Annotated in this window: 23 protein-coding genes and 2 tRNA genes; 18 read left to right on the top strand and 7 right to left on the bottom strand. The window is 65.7% G+C overall.

Going from position 1 to position 19,324, the window contains the following annotated elements:
• Positions 1-163 precede the first annotated feature (163 nt).
• Together PDM28_RS17565 and PDM28_RS17560 are read right to left on the bottom strand one after the other, a co-directional pair.
• Positions 164-649 (bottom strand): Mpo1 family 2-hydroxy fatty acid dioxygenase, encoded by a 486-nt coding sequence (locus PDM28_RS17565; protein ID WP_311183027.1) that lies wholly within the window; start codon positions 647-649, stop codon positions 164-166.
• Positions 650-658: 9 nt separating this feature from the next.
• Entirely contained in the window at positions 659-1,585 is a 927-nt protein-coding gene (locus PDM28_RS17560; RefSeq protein ID WP_172448134.1) for a phosphoribosylaminoimidazolesuccinocarboxamide synthase, read from the bottom strand.
• A gap of 143 nt (positions 1,586-1,728) precedes the next feature.
• On the opposite strand from PDM28_RS17560, the gene PDM28_RS17555 reads away from it, so the two are divergent.
• The 4 genes from PDM28_RS17555 (at position 1,729) to yegS (ending at position 4,375) form a co-directional block, all read left to right on the top strand.
• The gene (locus PDM28_RS17555; protein WP_070207432.1) at positions 1,729-2,058 is read left to right on the top strand and encodes a J domain-containing protein; all 330 of its coding nucleotides are present in this window, start codon (positions 1,729-1,731) and stop codon (positions 2,056-2,058) included.
• A gap of 43 nt (positions 2,059-2,101) precedes the next feature.
• Positions 2,102-2,779: a ribulose-phosphate 3-epimerase gene (gene rpe / locus PDM28_RS17550; protein ID WP_311183026.1), complete on the top strand. Its 678-nt coding sequence runs from the start codon at positions 2,102-2,104 to the stop codon at positions 2,777-2,779.
• A 2-nt stretch (positions 2,780-2,781) separates the two neighbouring features.
• Positions 2,782-3,267, top strand: coding sequence for a GNAT family N-acetyltransferase (locus PDM28_RS17545; protein WP_311183025.1), 486 nt, complete (start codon positions 2,782-2,784; stop codon positions 3,265-3,267).
• A gap of 181 nt (positions 3,268-3,448) precedes the next feature.
• Positions 3,449-4,375 carry a lipid kinase YegS gene (yegS, locus tag PDM28_RS17540; protein ID WP_311183024.1) on the top strand — a complete coding sequence of 309 codons (927 nt, stop codon included), beginning with the start codon at positions 3,449-3,451 and terminating at the stop codon, positions 4,373-4,375.
• 36 nt (positions 4,376-4,411) lie between these two features.
• On the opposite strand, the gene PDM28_RS17535 is transcribed toward yegS, so the two are convergent.
• Complete coding sequence (locus PDM28_RS17535; RefSeq protein WP_311183023.1) at positions 4,412-5,281, bottom strand: ankyrin repeat domain-containing protein; 870 nt, start codon at positions 5,279-5,281, stop codon at positions 4,412-4,414.
• A 114-nt stretch (positions 5,282-5,395) separates the two neighbouring features.
• Here PDM28_RS17535 and PDM28_RS17530 point away from each other — a divergent pair, with 114 nt between their 5' ends.
• From PDM28_RS17530 to PDM28_RS17505, 6 genes are all read left to right on the top strand, one after another.
• Positions 5,396-7,780 carry a Tle-like phospholipase domain-containing protein gene (locus PDM28_RS17530; RefSeq protein WP_311183022.1) on the top strand — a complete coding sequence of 795 codons (2,385 nt, stop codon included), beginning with the start codon at positions 5,396-5,398 and terminating at the stop codon, positions 7,778-7,780.
• Positions 7,781-7,992: 212 nt separating this feature from the next.
• Entirely contained in the window at positions 7,993-9,468 is a 1,476-nt protein-coding gene (gene trpE / locus PDM28_RS17525) for an anthranilate synthase component I (protein ID WP_311183021.1), read from the top strand.
• A gap of 13 nt (positions 9,469-9,481) precedes the next feature.
• The gene (locus tag PDM28_RS17520; protein WP_102946094.1) at positions 9,482-10,069 is read left to right on the top strand and encodes an anthranilate synthase component II; all 588 of its coding nucleotides are present in this window, start codon (positions 9,482-9,484) and stop codon (positions 10,067-10,069) included.
• A complete protein-coding gene (gene trpD, locus PDM28_RS17515) occupies positions 10,066-11,103 on the top strand; it encodes an anthranilate phosphoribosyltransferase (protein ID WP_311183020.1) in 1,038 nt (345 codons plus the stop codon). The genes PDM28_RS17520 and trpD overlap by 4 nt, the downstream gene beginning before the upstream one ends.
• 63 nt (positions 11,104-11,166) lie before the next feature.
• A complete protein-coding gene (trpC, locus tag PDM28_RS17510; protein WP_311183019.1) occupies positions 11,167-11,970 on the top strand; it encodes an indole-3-glycerol phosphate synthase TrpC in 804 nt (267 codons plus the stop codon).
• Complete coding sequence (locus PDM28_RS17505; RefSeq protein ID WP_102946091.1) at positions 11,967-12,683, top strand: haloacid dehalogenase-like hydrolase; 717 nt, start codon at positions 11,967-11,969, stop codon at positions 12,681-12,683. Before trpC ends, PDM28_RS17505 begins: the two co-directional genes overlap by 4 nt.
• Here PDM28_RS17505 and PDM28_RS17500 read toward each other — a convergent pair.
• Positions 12,680-13,438, bottom strand: coding sequence for a sulfite exporter TauE/SafE family protein (locus PDM28_RS17500; protein ID WP_311183018.1), 759 nt, complete (start codon positions 13,436-13,438; stop codon positions 12,680-12,682). The two genes, PDM28_RS17505 and PDM28_RS17500, sit on opposite strands and share 4 nt — an antisense overlap.
• Positions 13,439-13,515: 77 nt before the next feature.
• The gene (crp, locus tag PDM28_RS17495; protein WP_070207875.1) at positions 13,516-14,181 is read right to left on the bottom strand and encodes a cAMP-activated global transcriptional regulator CRP; all 666 of its coding nucleotides are present in this window, start codon (positions 14,179-14,181) and stop codon (positions 13,516-13,518) included.
• A gap of 171 nt (positions 14,182-14,352) precedes the next feature.
• Between crp and speD the strand changes: the two genes are divergently transcribed.
• Complete coding sequence (gene speD, locus PDM28_RS17490) at positions 14,353-15,147, top strand: adenosylmethionine decarboxylase (RefSeq protein ID WP_005411315.1); 795 nt, start codon at positions 14,353-14,355, stop codon at positions 15,145-15,147.
• Between the two features lie 170 nt (positions 15,148-15,317).
• Entirely contained in the window at positions 15,318-15,635 is a 318-nt protein-coding gene (locus tag PDM28_RS17485) for a DMT family transporter (protein ID WP_102946089.1), read from the top strand.
• Between the two features lie 94 nt (positions 15,636-15,729).
• Here the strand turns inward: PDM28_RS17485 and coq7 are convergent, their stop codons facing one another.
• Positions 15,730-16,374, bottom strand: a complete 645-nt coding sequence (coq7, locus tag PDM28_RS17480; protein ID WP_311184725.1) for a 2-polyprenyl-3-methyl-6-methoxy-1,4-benzoquinone monooxygenase — start codon at positions 16,372-16,374, stop codon at positions 15,730-15,732.
• Positions 16,375-16,524: 150 nt separating this feature from the next.
• On the opposite strand from coq7, the gene rplM reads away from it, so the two are divergent.
• Positions 16,525-16,953: a 50S ribosomal protein L13 gene (gene rplM / locus PDM28_RS17475; RefSeq protein WP_311183017.1), complete on the top strand. Its 429-nt coding sequence runs from the start codon at positions 16,525-16,527 to the stop codon at positions 16,951-16,953.
• Positions 16,954-16,955: 2 nt separating this feature from the next.
• Positions 16,956-17,348 carry a 30S ribosomal protein S9 gene (gene rpsI, locus PDM28_RS17470; protein ID WP_017354549.1) on the top strand — a complete coding sequence of 131 codons (393 nt, stop codon included), beginning with the start codon at positions 16,956-16,958 and terminating at the stop codon, positions 17,346-17,348.
• Between the two features lie 100 nt (positions 17,349-17,448).
• Here rpsI and PDM28_RS17465 read toward each other — a convergent pair whose 3' ends face one another.
• Positions 17,449-18,084 (bottom strand): RNA pyrophosphohydrolase, encoded by a 636-nt coding sequence (locus PDM28_RS17465; RefSeq protein ID WP_311183016.1) that lies wholly within the window; start codon positions 18,082-18,084, stop codon positions 17,449-17,451.
• A 121-nt stretch (positions 18,085-18,205) separates the two neighbouring features.
• On the opposite strand from PDM28_RS17465, the gene PDM28_RS17460 reads away from it, so the two are divergent.
• From PDM28_RS17460 to bfr, 4 genes are all read left to right on the top strand, one after another.
• Positions 18,206-18,282, top strand: a tRNA-Met gene (locus PDM28_RS17460).
• A gap of 49 nt (positions 18,283-18,331) precedes the next feature.
• A tRNA-Gln gene (locus PDM28_RS17455) sits at positions 18,332-18,406 on the top strand.
• 158 nt (positions 18,407-18,564) lie between these two features.
• Positions 18,565-18,768: a (2Fe-2S)-binding protein gene (locus PDM28_RS17450; RefSeq protein ID WP_070209598.1), complete on the top strand. Its 204-nt coding sequence runs from the start codon at positions 18,565-18,567 to the stop codon at positions 18,766-18,768.
• Positions 18,769-18,853: 85 nt separating this feature from the next.
• Positions 18,854-19,324, top strand: a complete 471-nt coding sequence (gene bfr, locus PDM28_RS17445; RefSeq protein WP_070209597.1) for a bacterioferritin — start codon at positions 18,854-18,856, stop codon at positions 19,322-19,324.

The raw sequence follows: 19,324 nt of genomic DNA, 5'->3' as shown, positions 1-19,324 counted from the left end.
CAGCAATGACGGGGGCTGCGCGCTGCGCAACCGCGTCCCGAACATGAACGGTTCCCCCGTCCAACCGCCCTCCCACGGCCATGCTCCACCCGCCCGCGTGGAGCAGGAGTGAGCATGATTTTCGTTCAGGTTCGCGTGGCGCCGGGGGCTGCCCGGCGCATGCTCAGTACCGCCAGTCCATCCGGCGGTAGAACTTGGCCATCACCCAGGCCGGGCCAATCAGCAGATAGGTCAGGTCGGTGAGGAAGCTGGGCTTGCGCCCTTCGTACTTGTGGCCGATGAACTGCGCGATCCATGCCACCACGAACACGCCCAGCCCCAGCCAGGCCAGGTTGGACAGGCCGATCTCGGCTTCCAGCAGCCGACAGGTACAGCCGGAGACGAAGAAGAACGCCAGCATCCCCAGGCCCAACCGGCGTGAGAGCCGGTTGTAGAAGCACCATGCGGTGAACATCGCCACCCCTGCCCATACCCCGTACTGGAACCAGGTGATCAACGGCGGCAGGCACCACAGCAGGGCGACCACCGACCACAGGATCGCCGGTACCGCCACCACATGGATGCGCTGGTTCAGCGTATTGCGGTGGTCAGCCGAGTAACTGGCGAAATACCGGTCGATGGGTCGCACAAGCTGGGTAGTCGTGGACATCGAGGTTCCTCAGTCGACCGAAATTCCCGCCAGCCGCTGCAACGCTTCAGCGTACTTGGCGCGCGTGCGTTCGATGATCTCCGCCGGAATCGACGGGCCCGGAGCGGTCTTGCCCCAGTCCAGGGTCTCCAGGTAATCACGGACGAACTGCTTGTCGTAGCTCGGCGGGCTGGTGCCCACTTCGTACTCGTCGGCCGGCCAGTAACGCGAGGAATCCGGCGTCAGCATTTCGTCCATGATGTACAGGCGACCGTCGGCGTCGGTCCCGAACTCGAACTTGGTGTCGGCCAGGATGATGCCGTGCTCGCGCGCGTAATCGGCGGCGAACTTGTAGATGCGCAGGGTGGCGTCGCGCACGCGCTCGGCCAGGTCGGCGCCTACGGCTTTCACCATCGCGTCGAAGTCGATGTTCTCGTCATGGTCGCCCACGGCGGCCTTGGTCGACGGGGTGAAGATCGGCTCGGGCAGCTGTTCGGCCTGGCGCAGGCCGTCGGGCAGTTCAATGCCGCTGACCTTGCCGGTGCGCTGGTAGTCCTTCCAGCCGCTGCCGATCAGGTAGCCGCGGGCGATGGCTTCCACCGGCACCGGCTTGAGCTTGCGGGTCACCACCGCGCGCTTGGCATACAGGGCCGGGTCCACGCCCTCGGGCAGCACGCTGGCCACGTCAATGCCGGTCAGGTGGTTGGGCATCAGGTGCGCGGTCTTGGCGAACCAGAAGTTCGACACCTGGCAGAGCATTTCGCCCTTGCCCGGGATCGGGTCCGGAAGCACCACGTCGAAGGCGGACAGACGGTCGGTCGCGACCATCAGCAGGTAGTCCCCCGGCGGGGTGCCGGCGGGCAGCCGCTCGCGTGGAATGTCGAAAACATCACGCACCTTGCCGCGATGGCGCAAGGGCAGGCCGGGGAGATCGGATTGCAACAACGTGGTCGGCACGGGCACTCCTGAGGCTTCGTCGAGACAGCTGCCCAGGGCACCCGGAGGGCCCGCAGGGACAGCGGGCGGCCTAGTGTAAAGCGGGTTGGGCCCGCTGTGACGTAAAATGAGGATCCCTTGTTGCCACGGCCGCCCCGACGACCATGCGCTGGTACGGAAAACTGCTCGGATTCATCGCCGGCGCCCTGCTTTTCAGGCCCAATCCGCTGTTCGGCGCCGTGGTCGGCCTGCTCATCGGGCATGCCTTCGATTCCGACTGGTTCCGCCTGAACAGGGAGAACCCCTACCGTGAGCTGGGGCTGACCTCCGAAGCCACCGACGCCGAGGTCGACCTGGCCTACCGCCGTCTGATGTCCCAGTACCACCCCGACAAGGTCGTGGGCGCCGCCCCCGAGCTGCGCCAGCAGGCCGAACGCCGGTCGCGCCAGCTCAACGCCGCCTACGACCGCATCAAGACCCTGCGCAAGCGCTGAGCGCGCGCGCCCCCTCTTTTCATACGTCCTGAAGGCCCCGGCCATGTCCAACTGCATCATTGCCCCGTCCATCCTGTCCGCCAACTTCGCCCGCCTTGGCGAAGAAGTGGACAACGTGCTCGCCGCCGGCGCCGACTGGGTGCATTTCGACGTGATGGACAACCATTACGTGCCGAACCTGACCATCGGCCCGATGGTCTGCCAGGCACTGCGTAAGCACGGCGTGACCGCGCCGATCGACGTGCACCTGATGGTGGAACCGGTGGACCGCATCATTCCGGACTTCGCCGAGGCCGGTGCCACCTACATCAGCTTCCATCCCGAAGCCAGCCGACACGTGCACCGCACCATCCAGCTGATCCGTTCGCTGGGCTGCAAGCCCGGCCTGGTGCTCAATCCGGGTACGCCGGTGGACATCCTGGACTGGGTGCTGGACGACCTGGACCTGGTGCTGCTGATGTCGGTCAACCCGGGCTTCGGCGGCCAGGCCTTCATTCCCTCGGCGCTGGACAAGCTGCGCGTGGTCCGCCAGAAGATCGATGCCAGCGGCCGCGACGTGCGCCTGGAGATCGACGGCGGGGTCAAGGCCGACAACATCGGCGCGATCGCCGCCGCCGGCGCCGATGCGTTCGTGGCCGGCTCGGCCATTTTCAACGCGCCGGTCAGCTACAAGGACGTGATCGACCAGATGCGCCACAACGTCGCCAAGGCGCGGGGCTGAGCATGGGCGCGGCCGGCCTGCAGATCCGCACCGCCACTGCCGCCGATGCCGCGCTGATCCTGCGCTTCATCCGCGAACTGGCGATCTATGAGAAAGCCGAATCGTCGGTGCAGACCGACGAAGCCGGCATCGTCGCCAGCCTGTTCGGCAACGACGCCAAGGCCCGCGCGCTGGTGTGCGACGTCGATGGCACCGCCATCGGCTACGCGGTGTACTTCTACAACTATTCCACCTGGCTGGGCCGCAACGGCATCTACCTGGAAGACCTGTACGTCAGCCCGGCCCATCGCGGCAGCGGCGCCGGCAAGGCCCTTTTGCAGCACATCGCCCGCATCGCCGTTGCCGAAGGCTGCGGGCGGTTCGAATGGTCGGTGCTGAATTGGAACGAACCGGCCATCAAATTCTACGAAGCGGCCGGCGCGAAGCCGCAGAGTGAATGGACGGTGTTCCGGCTCGAAGGCGATGCGTTGAAGAAATTCGCGTCGTAAAAAAAAGACCGCACTCTTGCGAATGCGGCCCTGGGAATAGCGGGAGGCTGATCCTGCCTCCATCCATCGTCCCTGCTATGGACTTTCATTCTCCGGGCGATCAGTGACCGTTTGATGACGTTCACTGGGCCTGACACATCCCCCTGATAGCCTGCGCCTCCCCCTACCGTGGAAGTGCTGTATGCGTGGTCTTCGCTGGCGTCTGATCCTCAATGGCAAGTCGACCGGCAACCAGGAGGTGCGCGAGGCGGTGCATGCGCTGCGCGAGCAGGGGGTGACCCTGGAAGTCCGGGTGACCTGGGAGGATGGCGATGCCGAGCGGTACGTGGCCGAAGCCATCGAGCACGGGGTGGATACGATCATTGCTGCCGGGGGCGACGGTACCCTGAGCGAGGTGGCGGAGACTCTGGCGCACCGCGATGAAACGGCCGACGCCCTGCCTTCGCTGGGACTGGTGCCGCTGGGCACCGCCAACGACTTCGCCACAGCCGCCGGGATCCCCGACGAGCCGCTGCAGGCCCTGCAGATGATCCTGGCCCAAGCCGCCCGACCGCTGGACCTGCTGCGCATCGATGCCGAGGGCGATCTGTGGTGGTGCGCCAACGTGGCCAGTGGCGGCTTCGGCACCGAGGTGACGGTGGAAACCGACGAAGGTCTGAAGAAGGTGCTGGGTGGTCTGGCCTACCTGGTTACCGGCATCTCCCGGCTTGGCCGGATCGAGCCGATCCGTGCACGGCTGCGCACGCCGGACTTCAGCTGGGAAGGGGGCTTCATCGCACTGGGAATCGGCAACGGCCGCCAGGCCGGCGGTGGGCAGGTGCTGTGCCCGGAGGCATTGGTCGATGACGGCCTGCTCGATGTCACCGTGATTCCCGAGCTGAGCGGCGAAGTCGCGTCCACCCTTGCCGCGCTGGTACGCGGCGGCAAGCAGGGTGCATTGGAGCAGGTGGCCGAACGCACCCGTGCGCCGTGGGTGGAGATCGACGCCGACGAACCGATGACACTCAATCTGGACGGCGAACCGGTAAAGGCACGCCGCTTCCGCATCGACTGCGTCGCATCGCGCCTGCGCATGCATCTTCCACTGGACAGCGCGCTCCTGGCGTAGAGCCGGGCTCTGCCCGGCTGTTTTGCCCGGCTGCTCTCACAACAACGGCACATCCTCTTCCCGCGACGGAAAACCGAACGCCTCCCGCTTTTTCCTGATGTGCTCAGGCATCGGCGGACGCGGAATGCCCCGTGCAACCAGCCATGCCTGAGACTTCTTCTGCCACGGCAGAAGGTCGGGCGTCGTGATTTCCCAGTAGATGTCTTCCACCATCAGCTGGCGCGAAGGAGCGCTTGACCCTGCCGGCGGGCGCGACGCCAAGGTGGGATCGGCGCCGTGCTCAAGCAACCAATACGCGGAATCGAAGCCACCCCGACCGGTGTACCAGCTCAGGACCGTGTCATCGCCCTTGCGGAGGTTGGACTCGTTGATGTTTGCCCCGTGCGCAATCAATGTCTGGATGTTCTTCCACTGATTGCCACTGAGGAACGCTTGGAGCATCAACGTTTCATTGGCAGAATTCCGCGTGTTCGGATCGCCGCCATGCTCGAGCAGCAGCTCGAGGAAGCGCGGGTCGTCCATTTTGGCCGCATAGACCATCGCGTTGTTGAAGCGGATCTCCCGGCCGTTCATCTGCTTCACTTCGCGGGCATTGGGATCTGCGCCGTTGACCAGCAGTGCGCGCAAACCATCCAGATTTCGTGCACGTAGTGGCCAGGCCACGAGCGGGATGCCGTCCCTGCGTGCGAAGGTCCTGTCAGGATCAACGCCCTCCTCCTTGATCAGTCGCCTGATCGCGTCTTCATCGCCGTTCTCGGTCGCCACGGCAAGCTGCAGCGCTTTTCCTTCGAAGTAATCCGCAGCCCCATGTGAAGAGGACGCGGCGCATCCATTGACCAGAAAAAGTGTGAGCCAAGCCGCACTTATGAGGCCTTTTGTCATCATGTTGTGAAGACTGACGCGCATGATCATCCTGATGTTGAAGCCCCTGAAAGGGTGACATTAGCAAAGTGTTCTGCTATTCGATAAGCAGCGCGGCTCGGGGGGATCGCGCGCCTTCACTGTGCAATGGAGCTTGCCATGAGTGGTCCCGAATTCCAGGCGCGTGCCAGCGCCGTCCAGCAGAACCATCTCCTCGTCCAGCAGCTGCGCGACAGCGGCAATGACAGCGAAGCAGATCGACTTCAGGAGACATATCACGCACGGGAGATGTCCGGACTCGCCGCCGATGTCTACCTTTCCGCAAAGGGTGACGGTGCACCGCCGGTGGGTTGGTCGCGTGCCAGCGAGGATCCCGCCACGCTGCGCGCTGCGGGAATCAATCTGGAAGACGATGAAATCCGTGACCTGTTGCATCCCCTGCAGTCCGGGTTCCGTGCGGAGATCTACCTGCCCGACAAGGCCGTGCTCGGTGAAGCTGCCAAGCCGGTCGTGGTCTACAAAGGCTCGACGGGCGTAATCATCGACCCGTCTGCACCCGGAGGGCGACGCGAGTCCGGCGGGGAGGACTTCCTCAACAACGGTCAGCAGGGCATCGGCATGCGTAGTGACTACTACGATCGCGCGATGCGGCTCGCGGCGACCATCAATCGCGACATTCCCGGTGGATTCGAGATCGCCGGCCACTCCCTCGGTGGCGGCATGGCCTCTGCGGCCTCGGCCGTGACCGGTGCGCGTGCCACCACCTTCAATGCAGCCGGCCTGCATCCCGACACCGCTTCGCGGTACGCCAAAGACAACGGGCTACCTGTGTTCAATCCGCAGCAGACCGTGCATACGTATCAAACCAGTGGCGAAGTGCTCAACGATGTGCAGAACGGCCTGCAGCGGTTGAACGAGCATCAGCGCAATGGCTACGGGCTGCTGGCCAACGAAGCCAGCAAGCTTCTGCAGGAACCCATGATGCAGTCGCTCGTCACCGAAAAGATGCGCGAGATGCTGCCGCCCGGGGCGCAGACCTCCGCCGCACAGTTCGTTGAGCAGCTGGGGTCCAAGCCCGGCAACGAAGCGCTGCGCAACGTGCCGGTCGCCGCCGGCCAGATGGAAATCGTGCTTGATGCCAAGACCCGCAATGCGCAGGGCGAGCTGGTCGACCGCGCACGCACCGCCGCGCCCAGCCAGGTCGCCGAACTCGCGGGTCCTCTCTCCACCGTGCTGCACGCCGGTGCGCAGGGCATGCGCGCCGGTCGCGTAGCGGGCGAACAGGTCGAACGTGCCGGTGCCGGCGTGGCGTACGCACTGGACAAGACCGGTGATGGCCTGGAGCAGGTCGCGCGGGTGCAGGGCATGGTGGTCGGCAAGGTGGTGGAAACCGGCTCGGCCACGCTGAGCGTTGGCGTGCAGGGGGGCACCACGGTGATCGCCAGTGGGCGCGAACTGACTGGCATGGTGGAAGCCACCCGCGACCGCGTGCGCGGCCACCTGATGGCCGGGCCGCTGTCGGCGCTGTCTGCCGGTGCGGACCTGATCGGGCTGGACGACGTATCGAAGCGCTTGCAGGCCAACGCCGAGCAGATCCGTACCGCCCAGGAAAGCCGCGCCGTTCAAGCCGAACGCGAGGCGCGCGAAGACGCCGCCACCGTGCGGGCGGCCGGGCAACGCGTCGCTGACGGCATCGACCGCCAGGGCCAGTGGGTCGCCGGAACCCTGCGAAATGGCTATGCCACCGCAGGTGCCTACGTCGACCAGGGCTACGACTTCTCCGCGTACCACGTGAAGAACGTCACTGCGCAGGCCCCGGCCGTACTCGCTACCGTAGGTGGCGTGGGTACTGCGACCGCGGCGGCCGTTGCCACGCACGTGCCAACCGCCAACCGCCCGCTGAACCTGCTCAACCTCGCCGAAACCGCCGTGTTCGCGAACCGCATCATGCCGTCCTTCGGCGAGGCGGCCGCGCGCCATGGCATGGCCGATACCGTCATTCCCAGTCTCGATGCCGAGCTCGGGAAGCAGGAGGCGCACGCGCGCACGCTGCTGGAACAGCACGAACGCGTCCAGCACCCGGCGGAGAAGCACGCGGCCGTCGCCGCCGAGCCATCCACGCTGGTGGTCGGCATCAACGACCCAGGCCACAGGCAGTACCACATGTTCCAGGGTGCGCAGTCCGGGGTGCATGGAATCGATGCGGCCCACAACCGCGTGCCCGACCTGCAGAGCGACCAGCTGGCCGGTGCGCTGGCGGCCAAGGCGACGCAGGAAGGACTGGAACGCATCGAGCGGGTCGTACTCAGCGAGGACCGCACCCGCGTCTTCGCCGTCGATACCCAGGACCTGACGTCGGTGCACCGCCACCTGGCCCAGGTGGACGTGGTCGCCGGCCGCCAGCAGCCGCTCAGCGTGAGCACCGAGCAGGTGGCCGAGGCCACTCGCCAGCAGGCGCGCACCGCTGCGACACCGGCGCTGGTGACCGACCTGGGCGCCGAACAGCGCGAACAGGAGCAGCAGGCCGCACGCCGCATGGGTTGACGCATCTGGCCCTGTCGGCGGCTGAACCGCCGGCGGGGCCGTGACTGGACCGGGCGCGCGCGGGTTCCATCCGGTGCCGCCAATGCGGTACAGTCCCCGGGTGTCCATTCTGACGACCCCGCATACCCTTTCTTCCGCTCGCCGTTGGTGGCGATGGTGGCCTGTTGCCGTCGTCCGTCCCGCCACCGCCGTTTCCCGGAAGGAAAGTCGTCTTGATCACGCTCGAGCAGTTCCAGCAGCAGGCCGCTGAAGGCCATACCCGCATCCCCGTCGTCCGCGAAGTGCTGTCCGACCTGGACACGCCGCTTTCGGTCTATCTGAAGCTCGCCGACGGCCCGCACACCTATCTGTTCGAATCGGTCGAAGGCGGGGAACGCTTCGGGCGCTACTCGATCATCGGCCTGCCGGCGCGGCGCGTATATGCCTTCCACGGCCATACCCTGACCGTCAGCGAGGCGGGGCAGGTGGTGGAAACCCGTGAGGTGGCCGACCCGTTCACCGAGGTCGAGGCGCTGCGCAGCGCCCATTCGGTGCCGAAGCTGGCGGGCCTGCCCGGTTTCACCGGCGGCCTGGTCGGCTGGTTCGGGTTCGAGTGCATCGGCTATATCGAACCGCGCCTGGCCCCGCCGCGCGGCCGCGATGAGCTGGGCACCCCGGACATCCTGCTGCTGCATTCCGAAGACCTGGCGGTGTTCGACAACCTCAAGGGCCGCCTGTACCTGATCGTGCATGCCGACCCCGGCCAGTCTGGCGCATGGGACGACGCGCAGGCACGCCTGGACACGCTGGTGGCAAAGCTGCGCGCGCCGGGTGCGGGCTACCCGGCGCCGATCACCCGCGACGTGCTGGACGAAAACGACTTCGTGTCCGGCTTCACCCGCGAAGGCTTCATCGCCGCAGTGGACAAGTCCAAGGAATACATCCGCGCCGGCGACATCTTCCAGGTGGTCCTCAGCCAGCGCCTGAGCGTGCCGTTCAAGGCGCGCCCGGTGGACGTGTACCGGGCGCTGCGCGCGCTCAACCCGTCGCCGTACATGTACTTCCTCGACACCGGCGACGTGCAGGTGGTCGGCTCCTCGCCGGAAATCCTGGTGCGCCTGCAGGACGGCGAGGTCACCGTACGCCCGATCGCCGGTACCCGGCCGCGCGGCGCCACGGTGGAAGAAGACAACGCACTCGAAGCCGAGCTGCTGGCCGACCCGAAGGAACGCGCCGAGCACCTGATGCTGATCGACCTCGGCCGCAACGATGCGGGGCGTGTTTCAAAGGCGGGTACGGTGGAAGTGGGCGAGCAGTTCGTGATCGAGCGCTACAGCCACGTCATGCATATCGTCAGCGAAGTTACCGGGCAGCTGCAGCCGGGCCTGAGCTATGCCGACGTGCTGCGCGCCACCTTCCCGGCCGGCACCGTCAGCGGCGCGCCGAAGATCCGCGCGCTGGAAGTCATCCGCGAGCTGGAGCCGATCAAGCGGAATGTCTACGCCGGCAGCATCGGCTACATCGGCTGGCATGGCGACGCCGACACCGCCATCGCGATCCGCACTGCGGTGATCAAGGACGGCCGCCTGCACGTGCAGGCCGGCGCCGGCATCGTCTACGACTCGGACCCGGGCAAGGAATGGGACGAGACCATGAACAAGGGCCGCGCCCTGTTCCGCGCTGTAGCCCAGGCCGCCAAGGGCCTCTGACCAGGAAATTCCGATGTTGTGGATGATCGACAACTACGACAGCTTCACCTACAACCTCGTGCAGTACCTGCAGACGCTGGGTGCCGAGGTGAAGGTGGTGCGCAACGATGCGATGAGCGTGGACGAGATTGCCGCGCAGAAGCCCGAGCGCATCGTGATCTCGCCCGGCCCGTGCACGCCCAACGAAGCGGGCGTATCGCTGGAGCTGATCCAGCGGCTTGGCCCGACCACGCCGATCCTCGGCGTATGCCTGGGCCACCAGGGCATCGGCCAGGTGTACGGCGGCGACGTGATCCGCGCCGGCACCATCATGCATGGCAAGACCTCGCCGATCCGGCATGAAGGCAAGGGCGTGTTCGCCGGCCTGCCGGACCGGTACCAGGCCACCCGCTACCACTCGCTGGTGGTGGACAAGACCACGCTGCCGGCGTGCCTGGAAGTGACCGCCTGGACCGAGAACGAGGATGGCTCCATGGAAGAGATCATGGGCCTGCGCCATCGCGAGTTCCCGGTCGAAGGCGTGCAGTTCCACCCCGAGTCGATCCTGACCGAGCATGGCCACGCCCTGCTGAAGAACTTCCTGCAAGGACACCGCGCATGACCTTCACCCCCCACGAAGCGCTGCAGCGGACCATCGAACACCGCGAAATCTTCTTCGACGAAATGGTCGACCTGATGCGCCAGGTGATGCGCGGCGAGGTCTCGCCGGTGATGACTGCGGCGATCCTCACCGGCCTGCGGGTCAAGAAGGAAACGGTCGGCGAGATTGCCGGCGCGGCCACGGTCATGCGCGAGCTGGCCCTGGCGGTACCGGTGCAGGACAAGACCCACCTGATCGACATCGTCGGCACCGGTGGCGACGGCTCGCACACCTTCAACATCTCCACCTGCGCCATGTTCGTGGTCGCTGCGGCCGGTGGCAAGGTTGCCAAGCATGGCAACCGCAGCGTGTCGTCCAAGTCCGGCAGCGCCGATGCCGTGGAAGCGTTGGGTGCGGTCATCGAACTGCGCCCGGAAGAAGTGGCGCAGGCGATTACGGAGACCGGTATCGGCTTCATGTTCGCGCCGATGCACCACCCGGCGATGAAGGTGGTGGCGCCGGTGCGTCGCGAGATGGGCGTACGCACCATCTTCAACATCCTCGGTCCGCTGACCAACCCGGTCGGTGCCACCAACGTGCTGATGGGCGTGTTCCATCCGGACCTGGTGGGCATCCAGGCGCGCGTGCTGCGCGAGCTGGGCGCCGAGCGCGCCATGGTGGTGTGGGGCCGCGACAACATGGACGAGATCTCGCTGGGCGCCGGCACGCTGGTCGGCGAGCTGCGCGATGGCAAGGTCCGCGAGTACGAGATCCATCCGGAAGATTTCGGCATTGCCATGTCGGCCAGCCGCAACCTCAAGGTAAGCGGTCCGGAGGAATCGATCGCGATGCTGCGCGGCGTGCTCGACAACGTGCCGGGCCCGGCGCTGGACATCGTGGCGCTCAACGCCGGCGCGGCGCTGTACGTCGCCGGCGTGGCCAGCAGCATCGCCGACGGCCTGGCCCGCGCCCGCGCCGCCATTGCCGACGGCAGCGCCCGCCAGCGCATGCACGACTACGTGGACGCCACCCGGCGCATCCGCACGGCGGGCTGAGCCCGCCTTCACGCCTCACCCGTGGCTGGTCGATAATGGCCGGCCTGAAGGACCCTGAACGACATGAGCGACAAGAGCGACATCCTCGAGACCATCCTGGCCCGCAAGGCCGTAGAAGTGGCCGAGCGCCGCGCCCGGGTGCCGCTGGAAGCGCTCCAGGAGCGCCTGGCCGCGGCGCCGCCGGTACGGGGTTTCGCCGATGCATTGCGCGCCTCCATCGTCGCCGGCAACCCGGCGGTGATCGCCGAAGTGAAGAAGGCCAGCCCGTCCAAGGGCGTGATCCGCCCGGACTTCCACCCGGCCGACATCGCGGTGAGCTATGAGTTCGGCGGCGCCAGCTGCCTGTCGGTGCTGACCGACGTGGACTTCTTCCAGGGCGCCGACGCCTACCTGCAGCAGGCGCGCGACGCGTGCACGCTGCCGGTGCTGCGCAAGGATTTCGTGATCGACGCCTACCAGGTGTACGAGGCGCGCGTGCTTGGCGCGGACTGCATCCTGCTGATCGTGGCCGCGCTGGAAGACCGCCAGCTGGCCGAGCTGTCCGACCTGGCCATGCAGCTGGGCATGGACGTGCTGGTGGAAGTGCACGATATCGACGAACTGGAGCGTGCCATCCAGGTGCCGGTGCCGCTGATCGGAATCAACAACCGCAACCTGCGCACGTTCGAGGTGTCGCTGCAGACCACCCTGGAGATGCGCCAAGCCGTGCCGCGCGACCGCCTGCTGGTCACCGAAAGTGGCATCCTCGGCCCGGACGACGTGACCCTGATGCGCAACGCCGGGGTGCATGCGTTCCTGGTCGGCGAGGCCTTCATGCGGGTCGAAGAACCCGGCGAGGGCCTGCGTCAGCTATTCTTCAGCGCATGACAGCGAACTACCCGACTCCGCACGACGACGCGCCGCTGGTGGTCTTCGACTTCGACCACACCCTGTACGACGGCGACTCCGGCAGCCACCTGTTCGCCTCGCTCATCAAGCGCAACCCGTTGCGGCTGCTCGGCGCGCTGCTGGTGACGCCGGTCGCCGGGCCGCTGGTGGCGATGCTGCCGACGCGGCGTACCGGTATCTCGGTCTATGTCTGGATCGCCACCTTCGGCCTGCACCGTGCGCGTGAATTCAACCGGGTGATCGACGCCTACGTGCTCAAGCACGAGGCGCAGCTGCGCGCCAAGCTGCTGCCGCAGGCGCTGCAGGTGTTCGCCGAACATCGTGCCAAGGGCGACCGCGTGGTGGTGGCGACCGGCGCACCGCCGGAGCTGGCCCGCGCGATCCTGGCCTTCGTCGCCCACCAGGGCGTGCCGGTGATCGGCAGCGAGGTCGGGCCGCGCTTTGGCGCTGTGGGTGCCACCCGGCACTGCCACAACGAAGAAAAGATGCGGATGCTGCGCGAGCGTGGCTACGGCGACATCGACGTGGCCTATTCGGACAGCACCGCCGACCTGCCGCTGCTGCTGGCCGCAAAGGAGCCGGTGGTGGTGAACCCGAAGGTGTCCAAGGTGGCGTACTTCCGCCAGGTGTTGAAGCCGGGTACCCGGATCCTCAACTGGGGCTGCGTCGACCGCGGCGGTGACCGGGGTTAACCCAACCACCCCTTCACTGCATGGCCGATCTGGAAGAGGCTGATCGACAGCACCAGCACGCCCACCGCAATCAGCACCCAGCGTTCCTTGACCCGCTTCACCAGCACCGCCGCCAGCGGGGCGGCCATCATGCCGCCGATCAGCAGGCCGGCCACGATGTTCAGGTACTGCAGGCCCATCGACAGCAGGAACGTGATCGACACCGCCAATGTGACTACGAACTCGGCGGCATTGACCGTGCCGATGGTGGTGCGTGCCTGGCCGCCGCGGGCGAGCAGGGTGGAGGTGGCCACCGGGCCCCAGCCGCCGCCGCCGCTGGCGTCCAGCAGCCCGGCGAAGAAGCCCAGCACCGGCACCCGCTTCACTTCCTGACGCGGCACCAGCCGCCCGGCCGCGCGCAGCAGGATGAACACCGCCAGCACCAGCAGGTAGGCGTAGATGAAGGGACGGATCGCCTCACCCGGCAGTTGGGTCAGCACGTAGGCACCGACCACCCCGCCGACCGCGCCGGGCAGGGCCAGGCGCAGGAACAGCCGCTTGTCCACGTTCCCCGCCACCAGGTGCGACACCCCGGAGGCGCCTGTCGTGAACACCTCGGCGGTATGCACGCTTGCGCTGACCGCCGCCGGGGGGATGCCCATGCTGAGCATCACCGACGAGGACACCAGCCCGAACGCCATGCCCAGCGCGCCGTCGACCAGCTGCGCGCCGAGGCCGATCAGGATGAACCAGTAGAATTCGCTGCCAGGTGCCATGCATTCAGCCTACCGGCACCGTGTGAAGGGCATTGTCATGCCCCACCATGCGGCCGGCCGTAGGCCGGCAACCGGAATCAGCGCGTCCCGTACAGGACAACGGTCTTGCCGCGGGCGTGCAGCAGCCCGTCGCTCTGCAGCTTCTTGAGCACCCGCCCGGCCATTTCACGCGAACACCCCACCAGCCGCGCCAGCTCCTGGCGGGACACGCGCAGCTGGGTGCCCTGCGGATGGCTCATGGCCTCCGGCTCACGGGCCAGGTCGTGCAGGGTACGCACGATGCGGTCGGTAACGTCCAGGAAGGCCAGCCGGCTGGCCTTGCGGCTGGTGTCCAGCAGGCGCTTGGAGACCTGCTGGCCCAGCGCGTAGAGCAGGCGCGGGGCGTCGGTGGAGAGCGGCCCCAGGAACAGCTGGTGCAGCCGCTCGTAGCTGATCTCGGCCAGCTCGCACGGGGTGCGGGTGCGCAGGATCACCTCACGGCGCTCGGTCTCCACGAACAGGCCCATCTCGCCCACGAACTCGCCCGAGCCGAAGTAGCCCAGGACCAGCTCGCGGTCGTCTTCTTCCTCGGCAATTATGGAAACGGAGCCGCTGATCACGTAGTACAGGGTGCCCGCAGGGTCGCCGGGGCGGAAAACATCGGTGCGGCCTGGGTAACGGCGTCGATGGCTGTGGGCCAGAAAGCGATCTATGGTGGCGATGTCCAGGGCCAATGGACTCGTGGCAAGGCGCACAGATGACACGTTGAGGCGCTCCCTTTGCTCATGAACAATTCACGGCTATGTGCCGCGAGCTTAACGATCAGGGTTGTGAAGGGCAAACCCCAACACAGCAACTTGTTTCAATGCAAGTTTCGCCCTCGATCAGTTTGCCCCATAATTGTTCCTTTCCCACCACACACAGGATCGACCGCCGTGGTCAAGCCGTTGCCTCGCCTGAGGTTGCAGGGTTTCAACAACCTCACCAAGGCGCTGAGCTTCAACATCTATGACGTGTGTTACGCCCGCACCGAAGAGGAGCGCCAGCGTTACATTGAATACATCGATGAAGAGTACAACGCCGATAGGCTGACTCAAATCTTGACCGATGTCGCTGAGATCATCGGCGCCAACATCCTCAACGTGGCGCGCCAGGACTACGATCCGCAGGGCGCTTCGGTGACGATCCTGATCTCCGAAGAACCGGTGATCGACAAGAAGCTGGCGGGCAAGGAGTTGATCTCCGACGCCGTGGTAGCGCACATGGACAAGAGCCACATCACTGTCCATACCTACCCCGAAACCCACCCGCAGGAAGGCATCGCCACGTTCCGCGCGGACATCGATGTGGCTACCTGTGGCGTGATTTCGCCGCTGAAGGCGCTGAACTACCTGATCGAGAGCCTGGAATCGGACATCGTGATCATGGACTACCGCGTCCGTGGCTTCACCCGTGACGTGAAGGGCAAGAAGCACTTCATCGACCACAAGATCAACTCGATCCAGAACTTCCTGGCCAAGAACATCAAGTCGCGTTACGAGATGTTCGACGTCAACGTCTACCAGGAAAACATCTTCCACACGAAGATGCACCTGAAGGACTTCGACCTGGACCAGTACCTGTTCGAAGAGAAGGCCAAGAACCTGTCGTTCAAGGAACGCATGAAGATCGAAGCGCTGCTGAAGCGCGAGATCGAAGAGCTGTTCCACGGCCGCAACCTGTCCGAGTAATACACTGCTCCACCGTCCGGGCCTGGCCCCGGCGGGGTGGCAGGCAGGCGGGACGTCCCGCCCTGTGGAACATCTGTTTTGCGCAGAATCATTGTTCCACGGCAACCTGCCGATGACGGTCCGGTGTGAAGACACCGGGCCGTTTTGTTTTTGTTTAGGAGGCAATCCCCATGCCCTGGATCTACCTGCTGCTGGCCGGCGTGTTCGAAATCGGCTTCGCGCTTGGCCTGAAATACAGCGACGGCTTCAGCAAGCCGTGGCCGACCGTGGCCACCATCATTTCGGCGGGCATCAGCCTGTACCTGCTCACCCAGGCCCTGCGCACCATTCCGGTAGGGACCGGCTACGCCATCTGGACCGGGATCGGCGCGCTCGGCGTGGCGATCCTGGGCATCTTCCTGTTCGGCGACAGCGCTTCGGCGCCGCGGCTGGCGTGCATCGGGCTGATCGTGGCGGGTGTTATCGGCCTGAAGCTGGTCTCGGGTTGACCGTAGTGCCGGCCGCTGGCCGGCTCCCTGGTGTGTCCGGCATCGCCTGGAGCCGGCCAGCGGCCGGCACTACCTGGGCCCGGCGGCATCCCGGTTACATCCGGTAGGCAATGCTCTTCATTGCCTTGGACGCCAACGCCATCACCCCCGGAATCGGGAACGGCAGCTTCCGCGCGCCGGCATGTTCGGCATGGTCCGCGTGGCGGGCCTCGTCGATCTTCATCACCTTGAGGATCTCGCGGCTGCGCTGGTCGGCCGGGGGCAGGGTGTCCAGGTGTTCGTCCAGGTGGGCTTCCACCTGGCGCTCGGTCTCGACCACGAAGCCCAGGTTCCAGCCGTCCCCGCGCAGGCCGGCGAGGGTGCCGATGGTGTAGCTGCCGGCATACCAGATCGGGTTGAACAGGCTGGGCCGGCTGTCCAGTTCGCGCAGGCGCTGCGCGCACCAGGCCAGGTGGTCGGTCTCTTCCTGGGCCGCCTCGAGCAGGTGGGCGCGCGTCTGCGGCTCCTGCGCCACGGCGGCCTGGCCGAAGTACAGGCCCTGCGCACAGACCTCACCGACGTGGTTGATGCGCATCAGCCCGGCCGCATGGCGGCGCTCGGCGCCGGCCAACGGCGCCTCGTCGGTGGCCTCGGCCGGGTACGGCCGGCTGGCCGGCGGGTTGCCGAACACCGTGTCCAGGGCGCGCTGGGCCTCGGTCAGCAGGTGGTCGAGCGGGGTGATCTGGCGGTACGCGGTCATCCGGGTGGGCATCGCGGCGGCGGGGGAAGGGTGATTCTCGCCCATTTGCATGGCCAAGGGTTGCACTGTACAATCCCGCCTCTTCACAACGCGTGGCAGAGTTCCGGCCGCTCCATGGCCGCAATGAGCCCGACCTACCTGAGTTCTTTCATGAGCACTTTCACTGCAAAGTCCGAGACCCTCCAGCGCGACTGGTATCTCGTCGACGCCTCCGGCAAGACGCTGGGCCGTCTGTCCACCGAGCTGGCCCGCCGTCTGCGCGGCAAGCACAAGCCGGTCTACACCCCCCACGTTGATACCGGTGATTACCTGGTTGTCATCAATGCAGAAAAGATTGCCGTCACCGGCAACAAGCTGCAGGACAAGCTGTACCACCGCTTCACTGGCTACATCGGCAACCTGAAGACCGAAACCCTGGCCCAGGCGCTTGAGCGCCACCCGGAACGCGTCATCGAAACCGCCGTCAAGGGCATGCTGCCGAAGGGCCCGCTGGGCCGCGCCATGTACCGCAAGCTCAAGGTGTACTCGGGTTCCGAGCACCCGCACGCCGCTCAGCAGCCCCAGGTTCTGGATATCTAATCATGGCTATCACTCAAAACTACGGCACCGGCCGCCGCAAGTCCTCCACCGCCCGCGTGTTCCTGCGCAAGGGCGCCGGCAACATCACCGTCAACGGCCGTCCGCTGGACGAGTTCTTTGGCCGTGAGACCGCACGCATGATCGTGCGTCAGCCGCTGGAACTGACCAAGAACACCGAATCGTTCGACATCATGGTCACCGCCGCTGGCGGCGGCACCACCGGCCAGGCCGGTGCGATCCGCCTGGGCATCGCCCGCGCGCTGGTCGAGTACGACGAAACCCTGAAGTCCGAACTGCGCAAGGCCGGCTTCATGACCCGTGACGCCCGTGAAGTCGAGCGTAAGAAGGTCGGCCTGCACAAGGCACGTCGCGCCACCCAGTTCTCCAAGCGCTGATCCATCGCGCCTGGCGTGGGATCCTTCGGGATCCCGCTGGGAGGAACGCAAAAGCCCGGCTTCGGCCGGGCTTTTGTCGTTTCAGCAGGGCCGACCGGGATCAGACCGCGCCCGGTTCGCCCTTGGCCTTGCTGCGTGGCCAATAGCCGCCGCCGCGCTTGGGCACCGGTGCGCGCTTGCGCGGACGGTCGTGCCCGGCCGCATTGCCGGGCATCCAGGCTTCCTGTGCGGACCTGGGCATCGAATCCACGCCGGTGCCGGCCACGCCCCGCGCCAGCGGCGCCAGGTGGCGCAGCGCGCGCGCGTACACGCCGCGCTTGAACATCACCACGTGTTCCACCGGGTACCAGAAGTCCACCCAGCGCCACTGGTCGAACTCGGGGCTGTCGGTATGGTCCAGTTTGACGTGCGATTCGTCGCCGGCCAGGCGCAGCAGGAACCAGACCTGCTTCTGGCCGATGCAGACCTGCTTCTCATTGCGACGGATGGCACGGGCCGGCAGGCGATAGCGCAGCCAGCCCGGTGTCGCACCCAGCACTTCCACGTGCTCGGGCAACAGGCCTGTTTCTTCATGCAACTCGCGATACATGGCTTCGACAGGCGTCTCGTCGGTGTTCATGCCACCCTGCGGGAACTGCCAGCCATCCCGGCGCACACGTCGTGCCCAGAACACCTGCCCGTCCTGCCGCATCAGCACGATGCCGACGTTCGGTCGATAGCCGTCCGGATCGATCACGATGCGGACTCCTAGAAAAATCTACTGGTCGGGACTGTGCCATGCCCGCACTCCACTCACAAGCGCGGTGAAAAAGTGTTGACAGATTCGGTTTACATGTCCAGAATTGCCGGCTCACTAGGGCTATGTAGCTCAGCCGGTTAGAGCACAGCACTCATAATGCTGGGGTCGGTGGTTCGAGTCCACCCATAGCCACCAAGTCCGCTTGGTTTTCTAGTGAAAAAGTGCAACAATTGCACGCAGTTATTGCCCCGTCGCCAAGCGGTAAGGCACCTGACTCTGACTCAGGCATTCGGTGGTTCGAATCCATCCGGGGCAGCCAAATACGAAGAAAGACCGATCGAAAGATCGGTCTTTTTTTTGTGCCTGAACGGGTTGGCTGAACCGTATCGAGAATGATTCATTTCCGAAATTGACAACCATTCTCGTTTCGATTGGAATAGCCACAGGCCGATCCGGGCCTGCCTGCCGAGTCCGCACGTGTACGTCTGCATCTGCAACGGGGTTACCGACCACCAGATCCGCGAAGCCGCCCAGAGCGGTGTCGCCAGCGTGTCCGAGCTGACCATGCGTACCGGCTGCGGCGCCACCTGCGGTTCCTGCCTGGACATGGCCGCCGACCTGCTGGCCAAGGCCCGCAATACCCATGACCTGCCATTGCCTGTCCTGGGCCTCGTTGCCTGACGGCAAGCGGTTCTGATTCGCGTTTCATCATGACGGCGCGCGACGCGCTACAGTGCCGGCGTTTTCACGCTGCAGGAGCACGGTCATGAAGGGCGACGCCAAGGTCATCGAATTCCTCAACAAGGTCCTCTACAACGAGCTGACCGCGATCAACCAGTACTTCCTGCACGCCAAGATGCTGAAGAACTGGGGTCTGAAGGAACTGTCCGAACACGAGTACAAGGAATCGATCGAGGAGATGAAGCACGCCGACGTGCTCTCCGATCGCATCCTGTTCCTTGAAGGCCTGCCGAACTTCCAGGCGCTGGGCAAGCTGCGCATCGGCGAGAACCCCACCGAGATCCTGCAGTGCGACCTGGCGCTGGAACGCGAAGGCGTGGTCACCCTGCGCGAAGCGGTGGCGTATGCCGATTCGGTGGCCGACTACGTGAGCCGCCAGCTGTTCGTGAAGATCCTCGACAACGAGGAAGAGCACATCGACTGGCTGGAAACCCAGCTGGAACTGATCGAGCGCATTGGCGAGCCGAACTACCTGCTCACCAAGCTGGAAGAGTGA

It is taken from the genome of Stenotrophomonas aracearum (genome assembly GCF_031834615.1).
Lineage (GTDB): Bacteria > Pseudomonadota > Gammaproteobacteria > Xanthomonadales > Xanthomonadaceae > Stenotrophomonas > Stenotrophomonas aracearum.
This window is presented reverse-complemented; position numbering and strand designations above follow the sequence as displayed.